This is a genomic window from Hymenobacter profundi (genome assembly GCF_019334315.1).
GTDB classification, from domain to species: domain Bacteria; phylum Bacteroidota; class Bacteroidia; order Cytophagales; family Hymenobacteraceae; genus Hymenobacter; species Hymenobacter profundi.
This window is the reverse complement of sequence record NZ_JAHWGL010000053.1, coordinates 15,307-34,074: the sequence shown is the minus strand read 5'-3', so window position 1 is coordinate 34,074 and position 18,768 is coordinate 15,307. Positions and strand designations below refer to the sequence as shown.

The 18,768-nt window shown below is 56.5% G+C and carries 16 protein-coding genes; 3 read left to right on the top strand and 13 right to left on the bottom strand.

Annotated elements, in window-relative coordinates; all coding sequences use genetic code 11:
- Window positions 1-176: 176 nt before the first annotated feature.
- Window positions 177-1,280: a vWA domain-containing protein gene (locus KYK14_RS13110; RefSeq protein WP_185283401.1), complete on the bottom strand. Its 1,104-nt coding sequence runs from the start codon at window positions 1,278-1,280 to the stop codon at window positions 177-179.
- 112 nt (window positions 1,281-1,392) lie between these two features.
- Window positions 1,393-2,379, bottom strand: a complete 987-nt coding sequence (locus KYK14_RS13105; protein ID WP_219159388.1) for a GNAT family N-acetyltransferase — start codon at window positions 2,377-2,379, stop codon at window positions 1,393-1,395.
- A 168-nt stretch (window positions 2,380-2,547) separates the two neighbouring features.
- Between KYK14_RS13105 and KYK14_RS13100 the strand changes: the two genes are divergently transcribed.
- Window positions 2,548-2,829 carry a DUF427 domain-containing protein gene (locus KYK14_RS13100; RefSeq protein ID WP_185283399.1) on the top strand — a complete coding sequence of 94 codons (282 nt, stop codon included), beginning with the start codon at window positions 2,548-2,550 and terminating at the stop codon, window positions 2,827-2,829.
- Window positions 2,830-2,921: 92 nt separating this feature from the next.
- Window positions 2,922-3,545 (top strand): hypothetical protein, encoded by a 624-nt coding sequence (locus tag KYK14_RS13095; protein WP_219159386.1) that lies wholly within the window; start codon window positions 2,922-2,924, stop codon window positions 3,543-3,545.
- Between the two features lie 86 nt (window positions 3,546-3,631).
- Here the strand turns inward: KYK14_RS13095 and KYK14_RS13090 are convergent, their stop codons facing one another.
- On the bottom strand, window positions 3,632-4,609 hold the full coding sequence (locus KYK14_RS13090) for an acyl-ACP desaturase (protein ID WP_185283397.1): 978 nt from the start codon (window positions 4,607-4,609) through the stop codon (window positions 3,632-3,634).
- A gap of 117 nt (window positions 4,610-4,726) precedes the next feature.
- Window positions 4,727-6,364 (bottom strand): hypothetical protein, encoded by a 1,638-nt coding sequence (locus KYK14_RS13085; RefSeq protein ID WP_219159384.1) that lies wholly within the window; start codon window positions 6,362-6,364, stop codon window positions 4,727-4,729.
- 91 nt (window positions 6,365-6,455) lie between these two features.
- Between KYK14_RS13085 and KYK14_RS13080 the strand changes: the two genes are divergently transcribed.
- Window positions 6,456-8,102, top strand: a complete 1,647-nt coding sequence (locus tag KYK14_RS13080; protein ID WP_219159382.1) for an ArnT family glycosyltransferase — start codon at window positions 6,456-6,458, stop codon at window positions 8,100-8,102.
- Window positions 8,103-8,227: 125 nt separating this feature from the next.
- On the opposite strand, the gene KYK14_RS13075 is transcribed toward KYK14_RS13080, so the two are convergent.
- From KYK14_RS13075 to KYK14_RS13035, 9 genes are all read right to left on the bottom strand, one after another.
- Entirely contained in the window at window positions 8,228-9,187 is a 960-nt protein-coding gene (locus tag KYK14_RS13075) for a GNAT family N-acetyltransferase (protein WP_219159381.1), read from the bottom strand.
- A gap of 49 nt (window positions 9,188-9,236) precedes the next feature.
- The gene (locus KYK14_RS13070; RefSeq protein ID WP_246601831.1) at window positions 9,237-9,725 is read right to left on the bottom strand and encodes a sugar 3,4-ketoisomerase; all 489 of its coding nucleotides are present in this window, start codon (window positions 9,723-9,725) and stop codon (window positions 9,237-9,239) included.
- Window positions 9,718-10,746 (bottom strand): glycosyltransferase family 2 protein, encoded by a 1,029-nt coding sequence (locus KYK14_RS13065; protein WP_219159380.1) that lies wholly within the window; start codon window positions 10,744-10,746, stop codon window positions 9,718-9,720. The genes KYK14_RS13070 and KYK14_RS13065 overlap by 8 nt, the downstream gene beginning before the upstream one ends.
- The gene (locus KYK14_RS13060; protein WP_219159379.1) at window positions 10,704-11,960 is read right to left on the bottom strand and encodes an MATE family efflux transporter; all 1,257 of its coding nucleotides are present in this window, start codon (window positions 11,958-11,960) and stop codon (window positions 10,704-10,706) included. The genes KYK14_RS13065 and KYK14_RS13060 overlap by 43 nt, the downstream gene beginning before the upstream one ends.
- Before the next feature lie 88 nt (window positions 11,961-12,048).
- The gene (locus KYK14_RS13055) at window positions 12,049-13,038 is read right to left on the bottom strand and encodes a GNAT family N-acetyltransferase (RefSeq protein WP_219159378.1); all 990 of its coding nucleotides are present in this window, start codon (window positions 13,036-13,038) and stop codon (window positions 12,049-12,051) included.
- A 387-nt stretch (window positions 13,039-13,425) separates the two neighbouring features.
- On the bottom strand, window positions 13,426-14,745 hold the full coding sequence (locus KYK14_RS13050; protein WP_219159377.1) for a sensor histidine kinase: 1,320 nt from the start codon (window positions 14,743-14,745) through the stop codon (window positions 13,426-13,428).
- Window positions 14,746-14,837: 92 nt separating this feature from the next.
- Window positions 14,838-16,208 (bottom strand): sigma-54-dependent transcriptional regulator, encoded by a 1,371-nt coding sequence (locus KYK14_RS13045; protein WP_219159376.1) that lies wholly within the window; start codon window positions 16,206-16,208, stop codon window positions 14,838-14,840.
- 104 nt (window positions 16,209-16,312) lie between these two features.
- On the bottom strand, window positions 16,313-17,506 hold the full coding sequence (locus tag KYK14_RS13040; protein WP_219159375.1) for an ABC transporter permease: 1,194 nt from the start codon (window positions 17,504-17,506) through the stop codon (window positions 16,313-16,315).
- Window positions 17,503-18,756: an ABC transporter permease gene (locus KYK14_RS13035; protein WP_219159374.1), complete on the bottom strand. Its 1,254-nt coding sequence runs from the start codon at window positions 18,754-18,756 to the stop codon at window positions 17,503-17,505. Before KYK14_RS13035 ends, KYK14_RS13040 begins: the two co-directional genes overlap by 4 nt.
- Window positions 18,757-18,768: the final 12 nt, after the last annotated feature.

Below are 18,768 nucleotides of genomic sequence, written 5' to 3'. Positions count from 1 at the left end.
GCCACGGCGGAAGATGGCGTGCGGGTAGCAACGCGGTAAGAACCTTGCTGTCATCCTGAGCGCAGCGAAGGACCTTACTACGCCTGAACAAGTAATGGTAAATGCTAATTACCTAGTGCTAGTCGTTCAAGCGTGATAAGGTCCTTCGCTGCGCTCAGGATGACAGAGAAAGGCTTCTACAGGGACTTCCTGCGGTTCTTTTTATAATCCTCAAATACCAAGTGCCCCAGCCCTTTCAGGCCGCTGTAGTAAGCTTTGCCCTGGTTCACCTCCGTAAATTCCTCCACAAACTCCCGCAGATAGGGGTCCTGAGCAATCATGAAGGTAGTGATGGGGATTTTGAGACGGCGAGCGGCGGCGGCCAAATTTAAGGTTTTGTTGACCACTTTGCGGTCCAGGCCGAAGCTATTTTTATAGTAGCCGGTAGGCTCCTTCAAGCAAGTCGGCTTGCCGTCGGTAATCATAAAGATCTGCTTGTTAGCGGTTTTACGCTTGCGCAGCAAATCCATTGCCAGCTCCAAACCAGCTACGGTGTTGGTATGGTAGGGACCTACTTGCAGGTAGGGCAAGTCTTTCACCTTGATTTCCCAGGCGTCGTTGCCGAACACGATTACGTCGAGGAAATCTTTGGGATACTTCTGCTTCACCAGCTCGGCCAGGGCCATGGCTACCTTCTTGGCGGGCGTGATGCGGTCCTCGCCGTACAGAATCATCGAGTGCGAGATATCAATCATCAACACCGTGCTAGTCTGGGTTTTGTGCTCGGTGTCGCGCACTTCCAAGTCGCCTTCGGTCAGCATGAAGTCGCCGCTGAGACCGTGGTTGAGTTGGGCATTACGCAGGGATTCAGTCATCTGAATCTGCTCCAGCGTGTCGCCGAACTCATAGCTGCGCATGTCGGTACCTGCCTCGTCGCCCTGACCGCTGTGGGGGGTAGCGTGGTTGCCCGAGTTGCCCTTCTTAAGCTTGCCGAAGATTTCTTCCAGCGCCGATTTGCGAATGTTCTGCTCGCTTTTGGCGGTGATGTTGAACGCACCCGGCTCCTGCGGGTTCTCATCGATATACCCTTTTTTCTTCAGGTCTTCGATGAAGTCGCCCATGCCGTAGTCATTGTCGGTGAGGCCGTATTGCTTGTCCAGCTCGTTGAGCCATTGCAGAGCCTCCCCCACGTCGCCGCTCGTAATGGTCACGAGTTGCATGAATAGTTTGAAAAGCGTGTCGAAGCCTTTCTCACCCGATTCCTCGGGCACAAAATCCTGGAAGCGAAAACCTAGTGCCATGTGTGTCTGAACTGCTTGAATAATCGGCACTGAGCTTCGTGCATGAACGAATGCGTAGCCGCGCCAAAAACTAACACCGCCTTGCGCAGGAATGTTTCCTGTAGGGCCAGGCCTACGTGTTGCGCGAGTGCATACGGCGCATGAGCGCCATGCGGACCGCTTTGGCCTGCTGTAGCAGCCATGGTAAGCGGTTATAGGAAATAGTAAGATATGGTACCGCTGCTGAGCCAAAACTGCTATAAAACTGTACTAAATTAGGGATTTCGGGAGCTTCAAAGTCAAAAAGCAAATTGGTTTCGGCATGAGAAGACAGAAATTCATCAATGAGTAAAGAGATAGCGCGAGTGGCTTTGCCTTCGATTGAGGAAGAGTTAAATAAATAAGTCACCTCATTGTTATGCTTCAATAATAGCATACTGGCTACTACTTTTCCATCTGTGGTTTTCACTTGCCATATAGACGCCTTTGCACGCCGTTGCGCCTCACGATACAAACTGCGCAATAAGGGATAAGCATGCCCTTCACCTATAAGACCATAGATTTTTGGAGCTGTATGTTCATCAAATAGTCGAATTAGCTGCTCAATATCGGTAGTGGATTCAATCGTCAGATTGTGATTACGGGCCTGTTGGAGTTGGCGTCTGCGACTAGGTTTGTAATCGGCAAATAGTTGCGAATAGGTGGGACGCAACGACAAATGATAAGTGGAGCGGCTTACACCAGGCAGCAACAAGCTATCAGTAATTATGGATGGTGAATTACTTATGTTGAAAGCATAATTGGTGATGAGTCGAAATTCTCTACGTAGGAGTTGACCAATTTCTTTCCAGTCTTCGGTCGTAGGTGTTTCGAGGAAAAATACGCCTAACTGCTGCGCAAACAACGGTTGCTGGAGGTAGCGAAACCCAAATTTTTTGCGTACTGGTAGCGGCATCACGGCCACGTAGCGTCCTTGTTCCTCTTTAACCAGTGCCTCCCAACCGGGCGATACAATATCAAGGTACCAAGTAAGGGCATAGATGAGGCCGTTGGGCGCTAGCTCAATCAGCGCATCCCACTGCACTAGGTCTATTTTATTGTGTCGGATGTGACGCATCATTTGCCTTATTCTACTCTCAGGAAATAGCGAGGTATTAAAAGTAGCAACTAAAGTCAGAAGCACTCTTCCGGCGGCCACACAGCTCTGCTGGCAAACCCAAAACTTCACCTAACCTAAGGTGGTTATATTAGTCAAAACTCATCCGTAACAACCCTAAAAACCCCTTACATGAAAGCTATTTGGAACAACGCCGTGCTAGCCGAAAGCGACGACACAGTGGTGGTGGAGAACAACCACTATTTCCCGGCCGACTCCCTCAACCGCGAATATTTTGAGGACAGCATTGCCGGTACTACCTGCCCCTGGAAAGGGCGCGCCAGCTACTACTCTGTGCGGGTAGATGGCGAGCTGAACAAGGATGCGGCCTGGTATTATCCCGAGCCCAAAGAAGCTGCACAGCAGATCAAGGGGCGCGTGGCTTTCTGGAAAGGTGTGCAGGTGACTTCCTAATGGGCGTAACCCTCCGGGCGGGCCGGCGTTTGTAGAAAGATGCAGCCGTGGCTGTCTCCCTTTCTAATCTAATTTCTGCTCCGGCTAAGCCTATGCCTGCTCTTTCTCTACCCCGTTTTTTACTACCCTTACTAGGTGCTACACTGGTGCTGACTGCCTGCGATTCGCAACGCTCTACCACCGAAATGGCCGACCCGGCTACCATGCGCTCGGTGCCTACGGAGGCCGTGAGCTTCCGTAAAGAAGTGACCGACGGCGACCATCGTTTTGTGGTGCAAACCACTGGTGAGGGAAGCCAACGCCAGCTCATGCTCCGTGCCGAAAAGAACGGCCGGGAACTAACTACTACCCGGCAGCCACTCAACGGCCAAGTATCTGATGTGGTCGTTACTAACCTCAACGAAGACAATTCTCCCGAGCTGCTCATCTTCGTGGCCGACGCGGGTAGCGGTTCCTATGGACAGTTGCTGGGGTATGAGTTTATGAACCAGGGGCGCCGCCCAGTCGATCTACCCGACCTGAGCGGCCCTGCAGCCCAGGGCTATCAGGGGCACGACGAATTTAAAGTAGTAGGCCACGAAGTGCAGCGCATGTTTCCTATCTACCAGCCCGCCGATGCCAACTGCTGCCCCTCCGGCGGCACCCGCACCGTGCGCTACACCCTACCCCCCGAAGGCCTCACGCTACAGCAAGTAGCTTTTGCAGATCAGAAGTAAATCGTATTCAGACTTAAATAAAACGCCCCTTCAACTGTCGGTTGAAGGGGCGTTTTATTTAACGGGGGTTGTTTTCAGCTATGTGGTTAGTCGATCCACTTGAATTTGTACTCCAGCTTGGGTACAGGCATCCGGTCGGCCACGCGGCGCAGGCGGGCGGGTAGAGCCATCACGTAATCGCGGGCTTTTTCGGCGGCAGGAGTCAGGCCGGTGCGGTCACCTACTTTCCAATCTATCAGCAGCGTGTCGAGAATATCCGTGTAATCGGCGCTGGTGTATACGCCGATGCGCTGGGCAGCATCAGTGAAGTGACCGAATGTTTTGCCCATCTCCACGCCCAGCTCGCGCATGTAGTGCGCTGGCATCACAATTTTCTTGCGCATCATATCCTCAAAAGCCAACATCATTTCGGAAGGGTCTACCTCAAAAATCTTGTCGACGAAGGTTTTGTAAACGCGGGCATGGCGGGTTTCGTCGCCGGCAATCATGCCGCAGATTTTGGATAGCTGATCGTCGCCAGCTTTGCGGGCAAACTGGCCCACGCGACGGTGCGAGATGTTGGTGGCCATTTCCTGGTAGCTGGTGTACACAAACGCCCGGTAGGGGTCGTGCGCCGTGCCCAGGTCGAAGCCATCGGCGATAAGGTGCTGGGTGGAGGCTTCGAACTCGCGCATGTTCACGCGTCCCGAGAGGTAGAGATAGCGGTTGAGCAGGTCGCCGTGGCGGTTTTCCTCAGCCGTCCAGCCCCGGACCCACTGCGCCCAGCCGTTGTCCCGGTCGCGGTTCAGGTCGTCCAACTCATGAAACCACGCCTCGTAGTTGGGTAGGGCTTCTTCAGTAATCGTGTCGCCTACCAGCACGGCCAATAGGTCGTAGCTAAGGCCCGCGGCGCGCTCACGGAGCAGCTTTACCTCATCGAAAAACGTATCGAGACGCGAATCAGGAATATAATCAGAGGGCTGCCAGCTATCTTCTACGGTACGAAGAAAAGTGCCAATGTTTTCCTTTACGAACGATTCTAGGTGCACGAGCACTTCGGCGCGGGAGATGGCAGTGGAAAGCATAGCAGGGGGGACAAAAAAGAGAGAAAAAAGCAATTACGCGTCAAATGTATGTATTCAGTACCCCGTATCGGATAGAATAAGTCCATTTATACCCTAAAAAATTTTGGCCTTATTGAGCTACTTCACAGATTGCACATCTGGCACGTACGGCTGCGGTTGGTTGGGCAGATAGGAGGAATCGGGTGCCAGCGCACGCAGCTGCACCGCTGGTTGCGTGGCAGACAGCGTATGTTCAAGCTGGTTATTAAGTAGTTCTGCCCCTGCTGGCGTTAACACCCATTGCACGCCCTGCTTCTGAGCAGCCAGATAACGTAGCGCATCGGGAACAGCCCGCGTGCCGGTGTGTACTGCCCGCAAAGCTGCCTGCTCGGGGCTGAGGGACTGCCAGCCCGAAAGCGACAAGATACGCCCCGATAGCGGCCACGTTGCGTCGAACGGGCTGCGGGATTTGTAGTAGGTTTCTAGGCCATCCGCTACCAGCAAGGTAGTGGCTGACTGCGCCAGGCTGCGCAGCATGTGGCTATTGGCACGTTGCTCGGCATAAAGCACCTGCCGACGGTGCACAGTCTTGTAGCCATATAGCCCAATCACCGCTACCAACCCTACCACCACCGGCCACGGACGGCGCGGCAGCCGCTCGGCACGCTTCAGCATAAAGACACCATTGGCCAGCACCCAGGCATCGAGGTAGGGCAATGCCAAACGAGGGGGCAATTTGAGGATACCTGCCAGTAGCAGCAGCCCTACCCCAAAGCCAACTTGCACCAATACAAACTCGCGGCGCCCAATGTGCCTGGCGCGGCGCGCCACCCATATCCAAGACAGCAACAACAAGACAAGCAGCGGAAAGTAGTTCTGCACCAGCAGTTGTGCAGTTTCTCGAAGCTTGGCTGGCACTGTTTCCTGCACGAAATACGTCGCATCCAACGGCAGCGCCCGCTCAAACAGTTCCTCGTTGACCAGGGTAGAATCGGCCAGCAACCAGTGCTGCACGGCGCGCACGCCCAGGCTGTCGATGGCGGTGCGGGGGGTAGGGCGCAACAGCTGGTAGTCGTTGAGGTTGGATTTGAGCACGTCGAGGCGACGGAAGGTAGCGGCTGTGGGCGAGCGGGTGAGACTGACGGCCAGCGCGCCTACCAGCGCCAGCGCGGCCGCGCTGGCCAACACCCGCCAGCTACGCCGCCCACTCAGCCACCATGCGCCCGGCACGGCCAGCAGCAGCCCCAGCACCGCCGCGCTCGGCCGAATCAGCCACGCTATTCCGAAAGCAAGTATTCCTATTACGAGTGCAGAATTTCGTGCTGGTCGCGCCGCCGCGTACCATACGCCCGCCGCGGCCAGTAGCAACGGCACCCGCATGTAGTTGAACCACATGGCGTGTTCCAGCCACCCCACCAGAAAAAACAACGCCAGAGCCAGCACCGTTTCACTCGGTCGCAGCCAGGCCCGCAGCAGCCGGTATAGTACCCTAAAAAGCAGCGCAGTAGCCAGGTAGAGCAGGCCGTACAGCAGCAAGCCATACCAGGGCACATCGGGCCATTGCTGGTAGAGATATGCCAGCGGCGCGGCTACTCCATGAAAGTACAGGTGCAGGCTGGTGATGGGCACGGCGCTCATACGGCCCTGTAAAAACAGGGTCAGCACTGTGTCGTCGTTGGTTTCGTAGTAGCTGCCGAGCCCCACTATTGTAGCCAGTAGCAGTAGCGCGGGCAGCAGCCAGACAAAAAGCCAGCGCCGGGATTTGCGGTATACCATAGTCCGCAAAGAACGGGGATTTGGGAGAGTGTTAGCAACGGACTCCCCTGATTATACTGCTTTTCGGTAGCGCAACTACTTAACTTGCCGCGTGAACTTCTCTGCCTCTCGCCTACCCTTGCTCACGCTGCTGTTTGTGGCGGTGATGACCGTCGCGTTTTTCATCTTCACCCACGAAGGACTATACGCGCTGGACGACTATTTCTACTCCCGTTACGCGCACCAACTGCTTACTGGCGCCTTCCGACTACAGCCCGACCCGCTTGGTCTATTGCACGACCCGCTGAAGGAGCGCCCTATGATCTTCGGGCCAGTGGCAGGGTTGTATGCATTACTAGGTGTCAACATCATTTCCACTACGCTGTGGCCGCTGCTGGCTACGGTGGGCTGCGCCGGCATTCTCTATTTCCTATACCACCGCCAGGCACCGGTTGTGGCCAGCGCGGCCATGCTATTGCTGGGTCTGCACTACTTCACACTGGACCTCACACGCTACCTCTACCCCGATAACATCCTGATGTTCTGGTGCCTGGCCAGCGCCGCCGCGCTCCTGCGGGGCCGGCAGGCAACGCAACGGGCCAGCCTATGGGGCGTGGGTTTTGCACTGCTCAACTTCGCGGCCTTACTCAGCAAGGAAACCATAGTCTATTACCTACCCTTCTATCTACTTGTACTGGGACGCGACCTATGGCAGCGCCGCCACGTCCGCTTTTGGTGCGTGGCCCTACTCACGGGCGCGGCGCTGCTAACGGCTTATTTGTGGTTTTATCGAGTGTATACAGATGATGCCCTGTATCGCTTGCACCTGATTGAGCATACCAATGAATTCATGAAGGAAAATAACTATCTGCTCGGCAACCGAGATGCGCTGATGGCCCGAATTACGTGGCAGCCGCTCACGTTTTTTGTGGGCATCGGTTTGGGCTTGATGCTACTGCTGGCAGGAACAGCCCTACCCCTACTCCGCCGGCCAGATTCAGACGCCCGTTTCTGGCTGGTGCTGGCGGGCAGCACGCTAGCACTATACTGGGTAGGGAGTACATCCTTGAGCGAGTATAACCCCATTACGCTATTGCCACGCATGACCACCCCAATACTGCCGCCGCTGGCCCTGGCAGCGGGATTTGGGATAGAACGCCTTTGGCAAACGGGGCGCGGCTATTGGGTAGCCGGGGGCTTGCTGCTCGCACTGGCCGCATGGCTACACAACAGTCAGGCAGTGCTGTACGCGCTACCCGGCTTGTATTTTGTGGGGGTAGGGTTGTGGCGACACTGGCCTGGGCGTAGCGTGCTTTTGCTACCGGGGCGGCCTGCTGTGGCAGCACTTAGCCTGTTGGTATTAGCGGTGGCCCTCAGCATCCGGCCTCTCTATTTCATGCGCAAGCCCAGCGTGTCGGCGCACTTTGCGCAAGACCGGCTTGTGCAGCAGCAGCTGGCGGCGCCTGTAAGCGGCGGCGTGGTATTCGTGGATGACTACCTGATTGGCAACTATGAGTTTTACTACCGCTACCAGCTACCCCCAAACCTACGCTACCGTCGCTACTGGGCCCGCGACTCAGTGCAGCTGGCGCCTGGGCAGCAGGCGTGGCTGCTACTCAACCGCGCTACCCTCAGCAACGACGAGCTAACCCGCAAGCTCATCCGCTACTCCCCCGATTCGGTGCTGAGTTGGTTTCCGCGCCGCCGCTTGCTAGCACAGGACGGCCAGGTAGAGCTGTATACCGTAGGCCTTAAGTAACCCGTAAAAAAAGGTTATGCCTAGGCAACCAGGCCCACAGCGTGTAGGCCGTAGCTTAACGTGGCTCCGCCTAGCACCAGCCAAGCCGAGTTAATCTTATAGCGCATCAGCATAAGCTACTCCCCCTATAACACTTTCGCGTAGGTTTCCACTACCTCTGCTCTGGCACCGAACCCTTCCTTATAGCTCAACAGGCCATAATTAACCTCCCCTTCCACCGTGGAAATACCAAGGGAAAACCGCTGGTACTTGCCCTGTGCCTGCTGCATAATATGATACAGAATGGCATCAACCGCACCTACCTGCCTACCCTCGGCATTTGTTGAAACGTACTGGCTATGCAGATAGCCTTTTTGCAACTCCTTGAAAACTACCACCCCCGCTAGTATTCGATTTTCAATCTGCGCTATGTATAATTCTATATTCTCAGGGTGATTTTCGCGCAAGTATGTAATCTCTGCTAGTGTGTGCACCGGTTTCACGCCGTGTACTTGCCGGAGATTATCAATTAATATTTGCCAAAACGCATCAAGTCGCTCTGAAATTTCTACTCTTACGTTATTTTTCCTCGCTTTACGAAGATTATTCTGCTGCCTGGAGCCAATCTTAAAATCCTGCGTTAAATCAACAACAGAATTCAACTCCCTTCTTTCCAACTCAAAGCTACTTTTACTAAGTATAAACGAACTATTATCGGAGTAGTATTTACAAAATACTCTTGGTGTAAGTTTTATTTTTAACTGCGTAAATCCGTTTTCTTTCAGAAAATTGAATAAGGCCGTGTAGAGTGCTTCCAGCACGGAGAACTTTAAATTGTGCGCTGTAATTAACCCGCCGTAGGTCAGACCTGGATGCGCAATAAGCAATCTGTCATGTGCACGTTGTCGTGGCATAGCGGCCGCAAACACAGCGAGAAGTTTGTTATTGCTCCATAGTAAAAATGAAAAATCATCAAATCTTTCCTGATGATATTCCATAAATGAACGCTTCAGAATAAAGCCACCGTTAACAGATTGCTCGATCAGCTCATCCCAAATATGTGCATCGCTTGGGGCGTAACGTTTGATTTGAAAAGTAGTAAGCATAGCACGATCAAACACTACGCTTTCGCAATAACGCTTTGAAAAACAACCATTATTGATTAGCTAAAGCTTGAAATACTTCAAAATCTCTTATATAATCAGCTTCATTGTATTCAGTGGAAGCTAAGCACAGTAAAACGGCGTCATGAGAGAAATTGATGGTGCGCCAGTGCATTTCAGGAATAAATAACCCAACATTGGGTTTTTCTAAATGGAATATAGTTTTTTCTCCTGCTACGTTTTCCAATACAAATTCAATACTGCCATGCACAGCAATTACTACTTGTTGTAGCTCGTGGTGTGCATGATGACCTCTGGCTACCGTTTCTGGCGTACAATAAATCCAGTAGGTTCGCTTTATCTGAAAAGGCAACGCGCTATTTTCAGCTACAGCTATATACCCTAAATCGGGAGCACCTATTGTATCGAAGGTAAGCAAATACGGTTTTTGCGCGTTCATTATTCTTTTAAAAATGCTGCTCAGCGTATTCTTGCTGGCGTGGTGAGCGGCACTGTACAGCGCCAAGTAATAGCTACGCAAAAAACCGATTTATCACGCGTACTACCTTCGGAGGCAGGCGATACAGTAGCCAGTCGAGCGGCCATACGGCGCGTAGCTGCCGGAGCAGCCGGTACAGGTCGTGAACCTCTACGTGGTTGCCCCAACGTACGGCCTGGCGCAGCTCCCAGCGCAGGCGCACTGCCAATGCATCACGTTCGGCGCGCGTGCGGCACAGGGCTAATGCCTTGTAGCACACCCGAATAGTGGACGCCAGGTAGGGGTCGTGCGGGCGATAGGCAACACTCGACTTACTGCGCGGGTGCAGCCGCTTACGGGTGGAAACGATGTCGAGAAAACGAAATTGCCACGTGCGGGCAGCCCGTACCCAGAAGTCGAAGTCCTCGTAGGTCAGCGTTTCATCGTAGCCACCGAGGCTGAGCAGCGTAGTGCGGCGCATCATCATGGTAGGTGCGCTAATGAAGTAGCGGCGCAGCACGTCAGCAAACACCCAGCCCTCGGCAGGACGAGGATGCAGCCGGCCACGGGCGTCGCGGCGATAGTGCCGACGCACAGGGTGCGAGGCTTCGTCAATCAACTCGGCATCGGTATACACGACACCGTACTCGGCGGGTAGCTCTTGAAAAGCAGCCACTTGCTGGGCTACCCGCGTGGGGAGCAATACGTCGTCGGTGGCAAAATCAATGATAAACTCGCCGTTCGTTTGCCGGAAAGCCGCATTAAACGCCGCGCAATTGCCCACGTTTTGGAGTAGGAGTAAGGTTTTCCAGTGCGGATTGCCCTGAGCGTAACGTGCTAACACTGCTTGGCTGTTGTCGGTACTGGCATCGTCCACCAATATTACTTCTAGGTGAGGGTACGTCTGGGCCAAAATTGACTCCAATGCTTCGATTAAGAAGGGCGCATGGTTGTAGCAAAGTGCTACAATAGACACCAGCGGCATACTGCCCCCCTGATGGCTAGGCGGTGCAGCAAGAAGGGAGTTGGCATCGGGACTACTCATGGTGAAGTGCGCCAATCGGCCCGGAAATATACGGCGCATGCTACTAGCAGCAGGCAATAGTGCACGGCGTGAGTTAATGTGGCGCCCAGCAGTTGATAGCGCGGCAACAATACGGCCAGCAAGCTTACGTAGAGTGCGGCGGCCCCTATTTGCACCGCCACATAGCGCCCTACCTGGGCGCGGGCCGTAAGCTGATACAGCAGCAGCCAGCTCAGAAATTTGGCCCAGTCGCCCAGCAGTTGGGGCGCAAGCAAGGGCCGGGCCGCCAGAAAGCGCGGCTCGAACAGCAGGGGCAGCAGCCAACCTTGCAGCAGATAAATAAGGCTGAGGCCCACGGCCAGTACCGGCGCCAGTAGCAGGAGCACCGTGCGGACGTAGCGCCGCATGGCGGCTGGCTGGCCCACTAGCGCCGCCAGCCGGGGATAGTATACACTACTTATCACCGCCGAAAACACCATCGTGTAATTGTCAGATAGTTTCACTACGGCCTGCCACAAATCGGTGCGGGCCAGGCCATAGCGGGCTATCAGCAGGTCGCGCACGGCAAAATCTACGGCTTTGCCGAAGAGCAGTAGGCTCACGGCCATCAGCAGAAACCGGCCCAGCCCCCGTAGTGCGGCCGCACTCATCTGGCCGCGCCAGCGGTGCACCAGTCCACCCCGAAACGCCAGCCACAATGCCGGCACGGCCATACTACCCTGGGCCAGCAGGTAGGCCAGCAGGGCCTCGCCTGCCGAGCCGCCCCGCAGGAGCACTACCGCCACGGCAGCTACGCTCACGCCACTCAGCACCACCGTGAGTGGCACGTAGTGGCGCAACCGGCCAGCCGCCAGCAACAGCGTTTGCAGCAGCGCGTAGCTCACTAGCAGTACTATCCCTACCCCGAAGCCCAGCCGTAGCATCAGGCCCGGCCCCAGCAGCTCTGTGAGCAGAGCCGGACGCAGCAGCAGCAACGCCATGCTCAACAGCAGCGTGCCCGCATTTAGCAGCACCCCGGCGCCCAACCACGCCCGGTAGCGTCCTGAGCCAGCCCGCAACGGCGCCAAGTATTTGGTGATTCCCACGTTCACGCCCTCACCGGGCAGGGTAGTGAATAGGCCTAGCAGGTTCTGAAAGTGCGCCAGCAGCGTGAACCCACCGGGGCCACCGTACACGGCCAGCAGCTTATTGAGCACCACTGCCCCTACCCCCCGCGCCACCACGGCCACCCCCGCCCCCGCCGAGCCCCTCAGAAACCGTTGTAGCGTGGACATGGGGAGTTATGAGATGGTGATGAGTTTGACGTTCTAGCCGCGCAGATGGCGCAAGTTGCACCAGCAGAACGTTAAACTCACTATTTCACTACACACCAGCTCGCCACTCCAGTGTCAGGCGGGGGCTAGCTACGCCGCCGAGGTGACGCTTGAAGGCGTACATAGACTCGCTGGGGCCTTCGGGGAGTGTGGAGGTGCTTAGGTCGAGGAGGCGGTAGCCGCTGGCTTGACCAAAAGCGTGCAGGCCTTGGGTGAGCAAAATGGCGGGGCTAAACGTATTCCAACTGAGTGGGCTAGCTGGGTGGATGCAGTGGAGCACCTCATCGCTGACGCGGGTGAGCACCGTCATGGCGGCCCAGGCGCCGGCCGCATCGCGCACCGAGAACAGGAAATAGTCGTTGGAAAAGGCGCGAAATAAGGCTTGCAGCCGCTCTAGCGGCAACGACATCCTTTGGTTCTTTTCTTGCCGACACTGCTGCATGAACGCATACGCCAGAGGTAGGAAAAGCGGCGTTTCTTGCTCCACGCGCAGGCCGTGGCGGTGGCACTTGCGCAGCCGGCGTCGCGCCGAGGGATGTAGTCCTCCTTCAAAAGACTGCGCCAATGGCAGTGTGTAGCTGGTTTCCGTCAGCGTGATGCGGTAGCCCAGTTCCTCAAAGACAGGGAGCAACACGTTGCTAGCGGCCTCGTCGTAACTTGTGGGGTAGGCGCGCAGGTGCACCCGTGCTACTCCGTTTGTCACTAGGGTTTGGTGCACCGCCGTCGCAAAGGCTCGCGTGGTGGCCGCTGGTACCCCGGGTGCTACCTGCATGCCCCCGAACGGCGCTTGCCAGGGGCTATAGGCTTGGTGTTCTACTACGGTCAGCGGCCATTGCCCTACCGTCTGGCCCTGCTGATGATCTTCGAGGTAGAAGAATAGCGTCTCGCCGGGGGCGTGCTGCAAGGCTATGTGCGCCGGCCGCAGGTATAGGTAGGGCTCGTAGGCCAGCGGCAGGGTAGCATCGGGCGCGGGCGGCACCGCGCACCGCACCCGGTAGCGGTCATCAGACGAAAAAAGCGGCGTGGAAGTAGGAAGCAAAGCGGCAGGACGAATACTGTTCAAAAGTACGGCAGATTTCGCGTTTGCTGGAAAAGGGCGCTTTAGCCCGTCGGTTTCCATTCGATGGGAAATATTACGGGCTGAGCCTAGCCGTCATTCTCTACCGCACTCGCTCGGCTGTGCCGAGTGAGCACTACGCCCAAGCAGCTCTGCTGCGTGCGCCTGCATTCGGTTGGGACGGCTTCGTGCAAGCGGCGCGGACGGCTTCGGGGCGCAGCCTCTCAAGTGTAAGCCTCACTCGGCACAGCCGAGCGAGTGCAGGGGCGACTAGTGTATCAACGACTCGTTCTATCGTGAGCAAGTCCTTCGACACTGGCTTGCTGCGCCACATGCTCAGGATGATAGACTTCCTACCCTCTTACCTTCCTACTCTCCTACCCTCGCCTCACCCAACCAAATGGTGAATACTGTGCGGCCGGGAGCCACCGTTTCCAGCCGGAAGGGGAACTGATGTTGTAGCAGAATGTCGCGCACGAGCGTGAGACCGATGCCTTGGCCGTCGCGTTTGGTGCTGAAAAACGGCGTGAATAAGCGTTGTTGTACCTCGGGCGGAATGGATGGGCCGTTGTTTTCCAGCTCGATGAGGGGCGGGCTGAGTTGGGTGCGTACAGTGAGCGTGCCGCCATCGGGTAGGGCTTCCAGGGCATTTTTGGCGATGTTGAGCAGCGCCTGTTCCAGCTGTTGCTGGTCCAGGGAGGCCCACAGCGGCTCGTCGGTTAGCTGCCAGCGCCAGGTAATCTGGCGCCGCTCGCTCACTACGTGCAGCAGGCGCGCCAGCTGGTGCAGCAGGGCGTGCACATCCGTGGGTTGCAGCGTAGGCGGGGGTAGGCGCACCAGGTTGGCGAAACCACCCACAAAGTTGCTCAGGTTGGTGTTGCGCTGAATGGATACATCGAGTGCCTCCCGGAAGTCGGGCTGGTCGTCGGGGCGGAGCTGAGGGGCGTAGTGGTGAAAGCTTTGCAGGATGGAGTTGATAGCCCCAATGGAGTTGTTGATTTCGTGGGTCATCATCCGAATCAGTTGCTCGTAGGCCTGCTTTTCCTGCCGAATCAGCTCCTGGGTCAGCTCTTCCAGCAGAATAAAATAGCGCGTGAAACCCCGATCGAGAAAGTGGGCGCGGTGGGCGCGGTAGGTTTGTACGCCTGAGAGGCGCACCACCTGGGGCGCGTCGGGCAGCAACGTGCTGAGCGCTGTGCCCCACGCGCCGGGTAGGGCGGCCAATGGCTGGCCCAGGAGTGCAGCGGCGGGTAGTTGCAGCATCCGCTCGGCGGCAGGGTTCACACTTTCAATGGTGCCGTCGAAGCTCAGCAGCAGCACCCCGGCCGGTGAGGCCCGCAGCAGACTATCCAGCAGAAAACTCTTTTCGTGCTGCGTCACCCGCTCGCGGCGCAGCTCGTCTATCATGTGGTTGTATACGCCGATGAGCTGGTCCATCTCCCGCTGGCCTACGGGCACAAACTTCAACGAGAAATCCTTGGCCTGCATAGCTTCCGTACCGGCCGCAATCAATTGAAACGGGCGTACGAAGCCCCGGTACAGTTGCACCGTCAGCCCGATGCTCACCAGCAACAACACTTCCGCACCGATGAATAGCGGCACGTTGGTATGCCGCAATTGCGCCGCCAGCACCAGCAGTACCGCGTGTATCAGCGTGACAAAAAGCAGAAATTGCAGGCGAAGGGACATGGGGAGCAATAATAGCTATTAGCTACTGGCTATTAACTGTTAGCATTTTGTAGAACGAGAGCCAATAGCTAATAGCCAGCAGCTAACAGCTATCATTCGTAGGGGATTTCGTATTTTTCTAGTCTCCGATACAAGGCCGGTCGACTCAGGCCCAGGGCTTTAGCTACGCGGCTGATGTTGCCCTGATAATGCTCCAAGGTGTTGCGAATCATCTGGGCTTCCAGCTCGTCCAGCGTCATGGTGCCGGGTGGGGGCAGCTCGCCGGGCTCGGGGGTGCGGGTGGGTAGGGACTGCGCCTGGGCCTGGAAATCCTCGGGCAGCAGCTCGTCGTGGCCGGAGACCAGCACGGCGCGCTCCACCAGGTTTTTCAGCTCGCGGATGTTGCCGGGTAGCGGCTGTTGCTGGAGCCAGTGCCCGGCGCGGGTGCCTACCTTCAGGGCTGGGCGGGCGTAGGTGGTGCGCAGCCCGGCCACAAAGTGCTGCACCAACAGCGGAATATCCTGGGGTCGCTCGCGCAGGGCGGGCAGGCGCACTGTGATGAGGTTGATGCGGTAGAACAAATCCTCACGGAAGCGGCCGGCGCGCACCTCCTCGGCCAGCGTGCGGTTGGTGGCGCAAATCACCCGAATGTCGAGGCGGCGCGGCTTGCTGTCGCCCAGCACCTCGTAGGTGCGGTCTTGCAGCACGCGCAGCAGCTTCACCTGCGAGGACAGGTCCAGCTCCCCGATTTCGTCCAGAAAAATGGTGCCGCCGTTGGCCAGCTCGAAGCGCCCTACCCTATCGGTTTTGGCATCGGTGAAGGCCCCGCGCCGGTGGCCAAACAGCTCACTCTCAAACAGTGATGCGGAGATACCGCCCAGGTTCACCTTCACAAACGCCTTGTTCCGGCGTGGGCTGTTGCGGTGCACAGCCTCAGCAATCAGCTCCTTGCCCGTACCCGACTCGCCCTCAATCAGCACCGAGGCATCGGTGGCCGCCACCTGCCCTACCTGACGCAGCACGTGTAGCAGGCCGGCATCTTGCCCCACAATGTCCCGAAAATCGAATTGTTGATCGAGCTGGCGGCGCGTGGGCTCTGGCCCCCTACCCTGCGCCACGGGTAGGCTTAGTAGGGTGCGAATGGTCTGGAGCAGGGCGTCGTTGTTCCAGGGCTTGGTGATGAACTCGGCAGCCCCGGCCTTCATGCCTTCCACGGCCAGCGCAATGCTTCCCCAGCCGGTGATGAGCACCACGGGCACCTGTGGCGCCAGTTGCTTCACCTGCGCCAGTAGTTGCAGGCCGTCGCGACCCGTAGTATCGAGGGAGAAGTTCATGTCCATCAGCACCAGCTCCGGCAGCGCGGCGGCTACCGCTTGCAGGGCTGCTTCGGGGTTGTCGACGGCCTGCGTGAGGTAGCCGGCTTGCTTCAGCAACAAACCAAGCGAAATGCGAATGGCGGGGTCATCGTCGATTATCAGGAGCATGTTGTCTGGTTGTTCTGGTGTTGTTTCTCGCAGAGGTTCGCTGAGGTAGGCGCTGAGGTTCGCAGTGGCTAGGTGGGCGATAGGTGCCGGCCGCTCAGAGGCGCCTACTCTTCCCGCAGCGCCACGGCCGGCTGAATGCCGGCCGCCAGGCGGCTGGGGTAGAGCGCGCATACAGTAGCCAGCAGGTAGAGCAGCCCCGCTGCCAGCAGCATGGCCGTGAGGTAGACGCCAGTTTGCACGCCCATCACGCCCAGTAGCGGAAACTGCGCCGCCACCAGCAGCCCCAACCCTAGCCCGAAGGTAGTGAGCACCAAGATTTCGCCCAGCACTTGTAGGCTGATGTTGCCAGCGGTGGCGCCCATGGCGCGGCGCACGCCAATTTCGCCCCGGCGGCGGCTGATGTTGAGCCACAGCACGCCGAATAGGCCGAGGGCCACGTTCACAATCAAGAATATGCATACCATACCTAGTATTACGGGCGGTGCGAGATTCACCTTTAGCTGAGCCAGACGTTGTGTAGGCAAAGGATTCACACCCATTTCCCAGCTAGCATTAATCGCACGCACATCATTCGTAATGCGTTTTTCTAGGGCAGCCCCTGCACCAGGGCGCACCCGCACAAGCAGAACTTGCATTGCCCGTGCCGTATCCTGCGGGCTTACATAGAGAAAGAAGCCGGGCCGTGGTTCGCTCAACTCACCGCCAGCCCGGTAGGGCCCGCTCACACCTATCACCTGAAACTCTTCGGGTTTGCCTAGGCTGGCGCGCACTGTTTTTCCTATTGCTGACTGGCCATCTGGGAAAAGAGCCCTTTGCATAAGCTCGGTAATTACTACCGGTGGGCGGCGGCTTACGGCATCGTCGCGGCGGTCGAACCACCGGCCTGCCACTATTCGTAGCCCCATTACCTCAGGTAGCTCGGCGTCTGCATCGTATACATCACCATAGCCTTGTGGGGTGCCCTCACCTGTATCCAGCGTTGTGCTGTTTTCACTGAATGCAAACGGGGTGTTGCTCACGCTACGCGACACGCTTACTATCCCTGGGGTGCTCCGTAGGCGCTGCAAGATGCGTTGCAGGGTTCCAAATTGTTCTGCGCGGGGCTGCGTACCAGGGTTAAGATCTATCTCCCACACATCTTGGTAGTCAAAGCCCAGAGGCGTTTGGTAGTTGCGCCAAGTATATACACCCACGCTGCCAACCGAGAACAAGACCACAAAGGCCAGAAATATCTCCACAATGAGCAAGCCATTAGCTCGCTTGCGGTTCCACATAAGGGTAATCAGGTGGCGTATCATGCGGCAGTTTCTCCTTTTAAGGCCTTCACGGCTTGTAGCTTCGACATTTTATAAGCCGGGTAGGCTCCCGACAGAATTCCAAAAAACAGGATTACTCCTAGTGCCACCGCGCATACCCGCCCGTTGAGAGCGAATGTGGAGTACGCCAGAAAATGACTGTCATTGACTAGGTGCAGTGCTCCCGCTGCCAACCCCAGCCCCAGTATGCCCCCCAATAGGGTCAGAAAGATATTTTCGAGCAGAAACTGACCTACCAAGTTGCCCGCTGTTGCTCCAAATGCCTTTCGTACTCCAATCTCAGCCGAGCGCTCCAATGTGCGGCTCACGTTGATGTTGATCAAGTTCAAAGCGGGCAATAGCATAAACAGCAACCCCATACTTAACACCACTTTCATGAAGCGCCCTACGCCCCCCTCAACGCCAGCATCGTTGTTGAAGCGTGCAGTGAGCGATGCCAGTAGCGGCTGAGCGTAGGAGTTTACCTTCTTGTAGGTTTTGGGGTCGGGTACAGGTAGGCGATTCACAACCTGCTGATATTCGTCCTGTATCTGCTGCAAATCATCAGCCCGGCGAGCCAATATGATAGCCTGGTAGCCGCCCAAGTAGTTGGGGTCTTTCAGGTTATCGGTAGTTGTAGTCACCGGGGTCCAGATTTCTGCGTAGGAGAAGATTCGTGAAATAGAAATGTCGCGTACCACTCCTACCACTCGATACGGCACCGCATCGAGCACCAGTGGCCGACCTATTACCCCAGTTGTGGTTCCAAAGTAGCGACGGCTAGTCGTCTCATTGATGACGACCACGCGAGCCGCGTCGCGAACTTCGTCTAAGTTGTAGGGCCGCCCAGACACGAAGTCGAAATCTAGGACCTGCCAGAATTCCCCATCGGTGCGTTTATGGTCTAACTTTAGTACCTGTTGTCCTACGTAGGCTACCGTCGTACCGAAGTTACTTTCGCTGAGCGACACCTTTTCTGGTGTGTGCAGGGTGCGTACGTGCCGCGTCAGAAAGTCGTAACCGATGGAGGAATTGCTCTGTCCGCCTTCGCGATACATTAGCTGCATCCGATTCGCGAACAGCATGCGGTCGACGCGTTTCTCGGGTGTGTGCGGCCCTATCGTGTAGTCGATCATCGCATAGAGCACCACTAAGATCATCAGCGTGAAACTGATGCCGAACAAGCTGATGAAGGTGAAAAACTTGCGCCTGAGCAAGACCTTCCAGGCTATCTTGAGGTAGTTGAGAAGCATAAGAATAAAGGT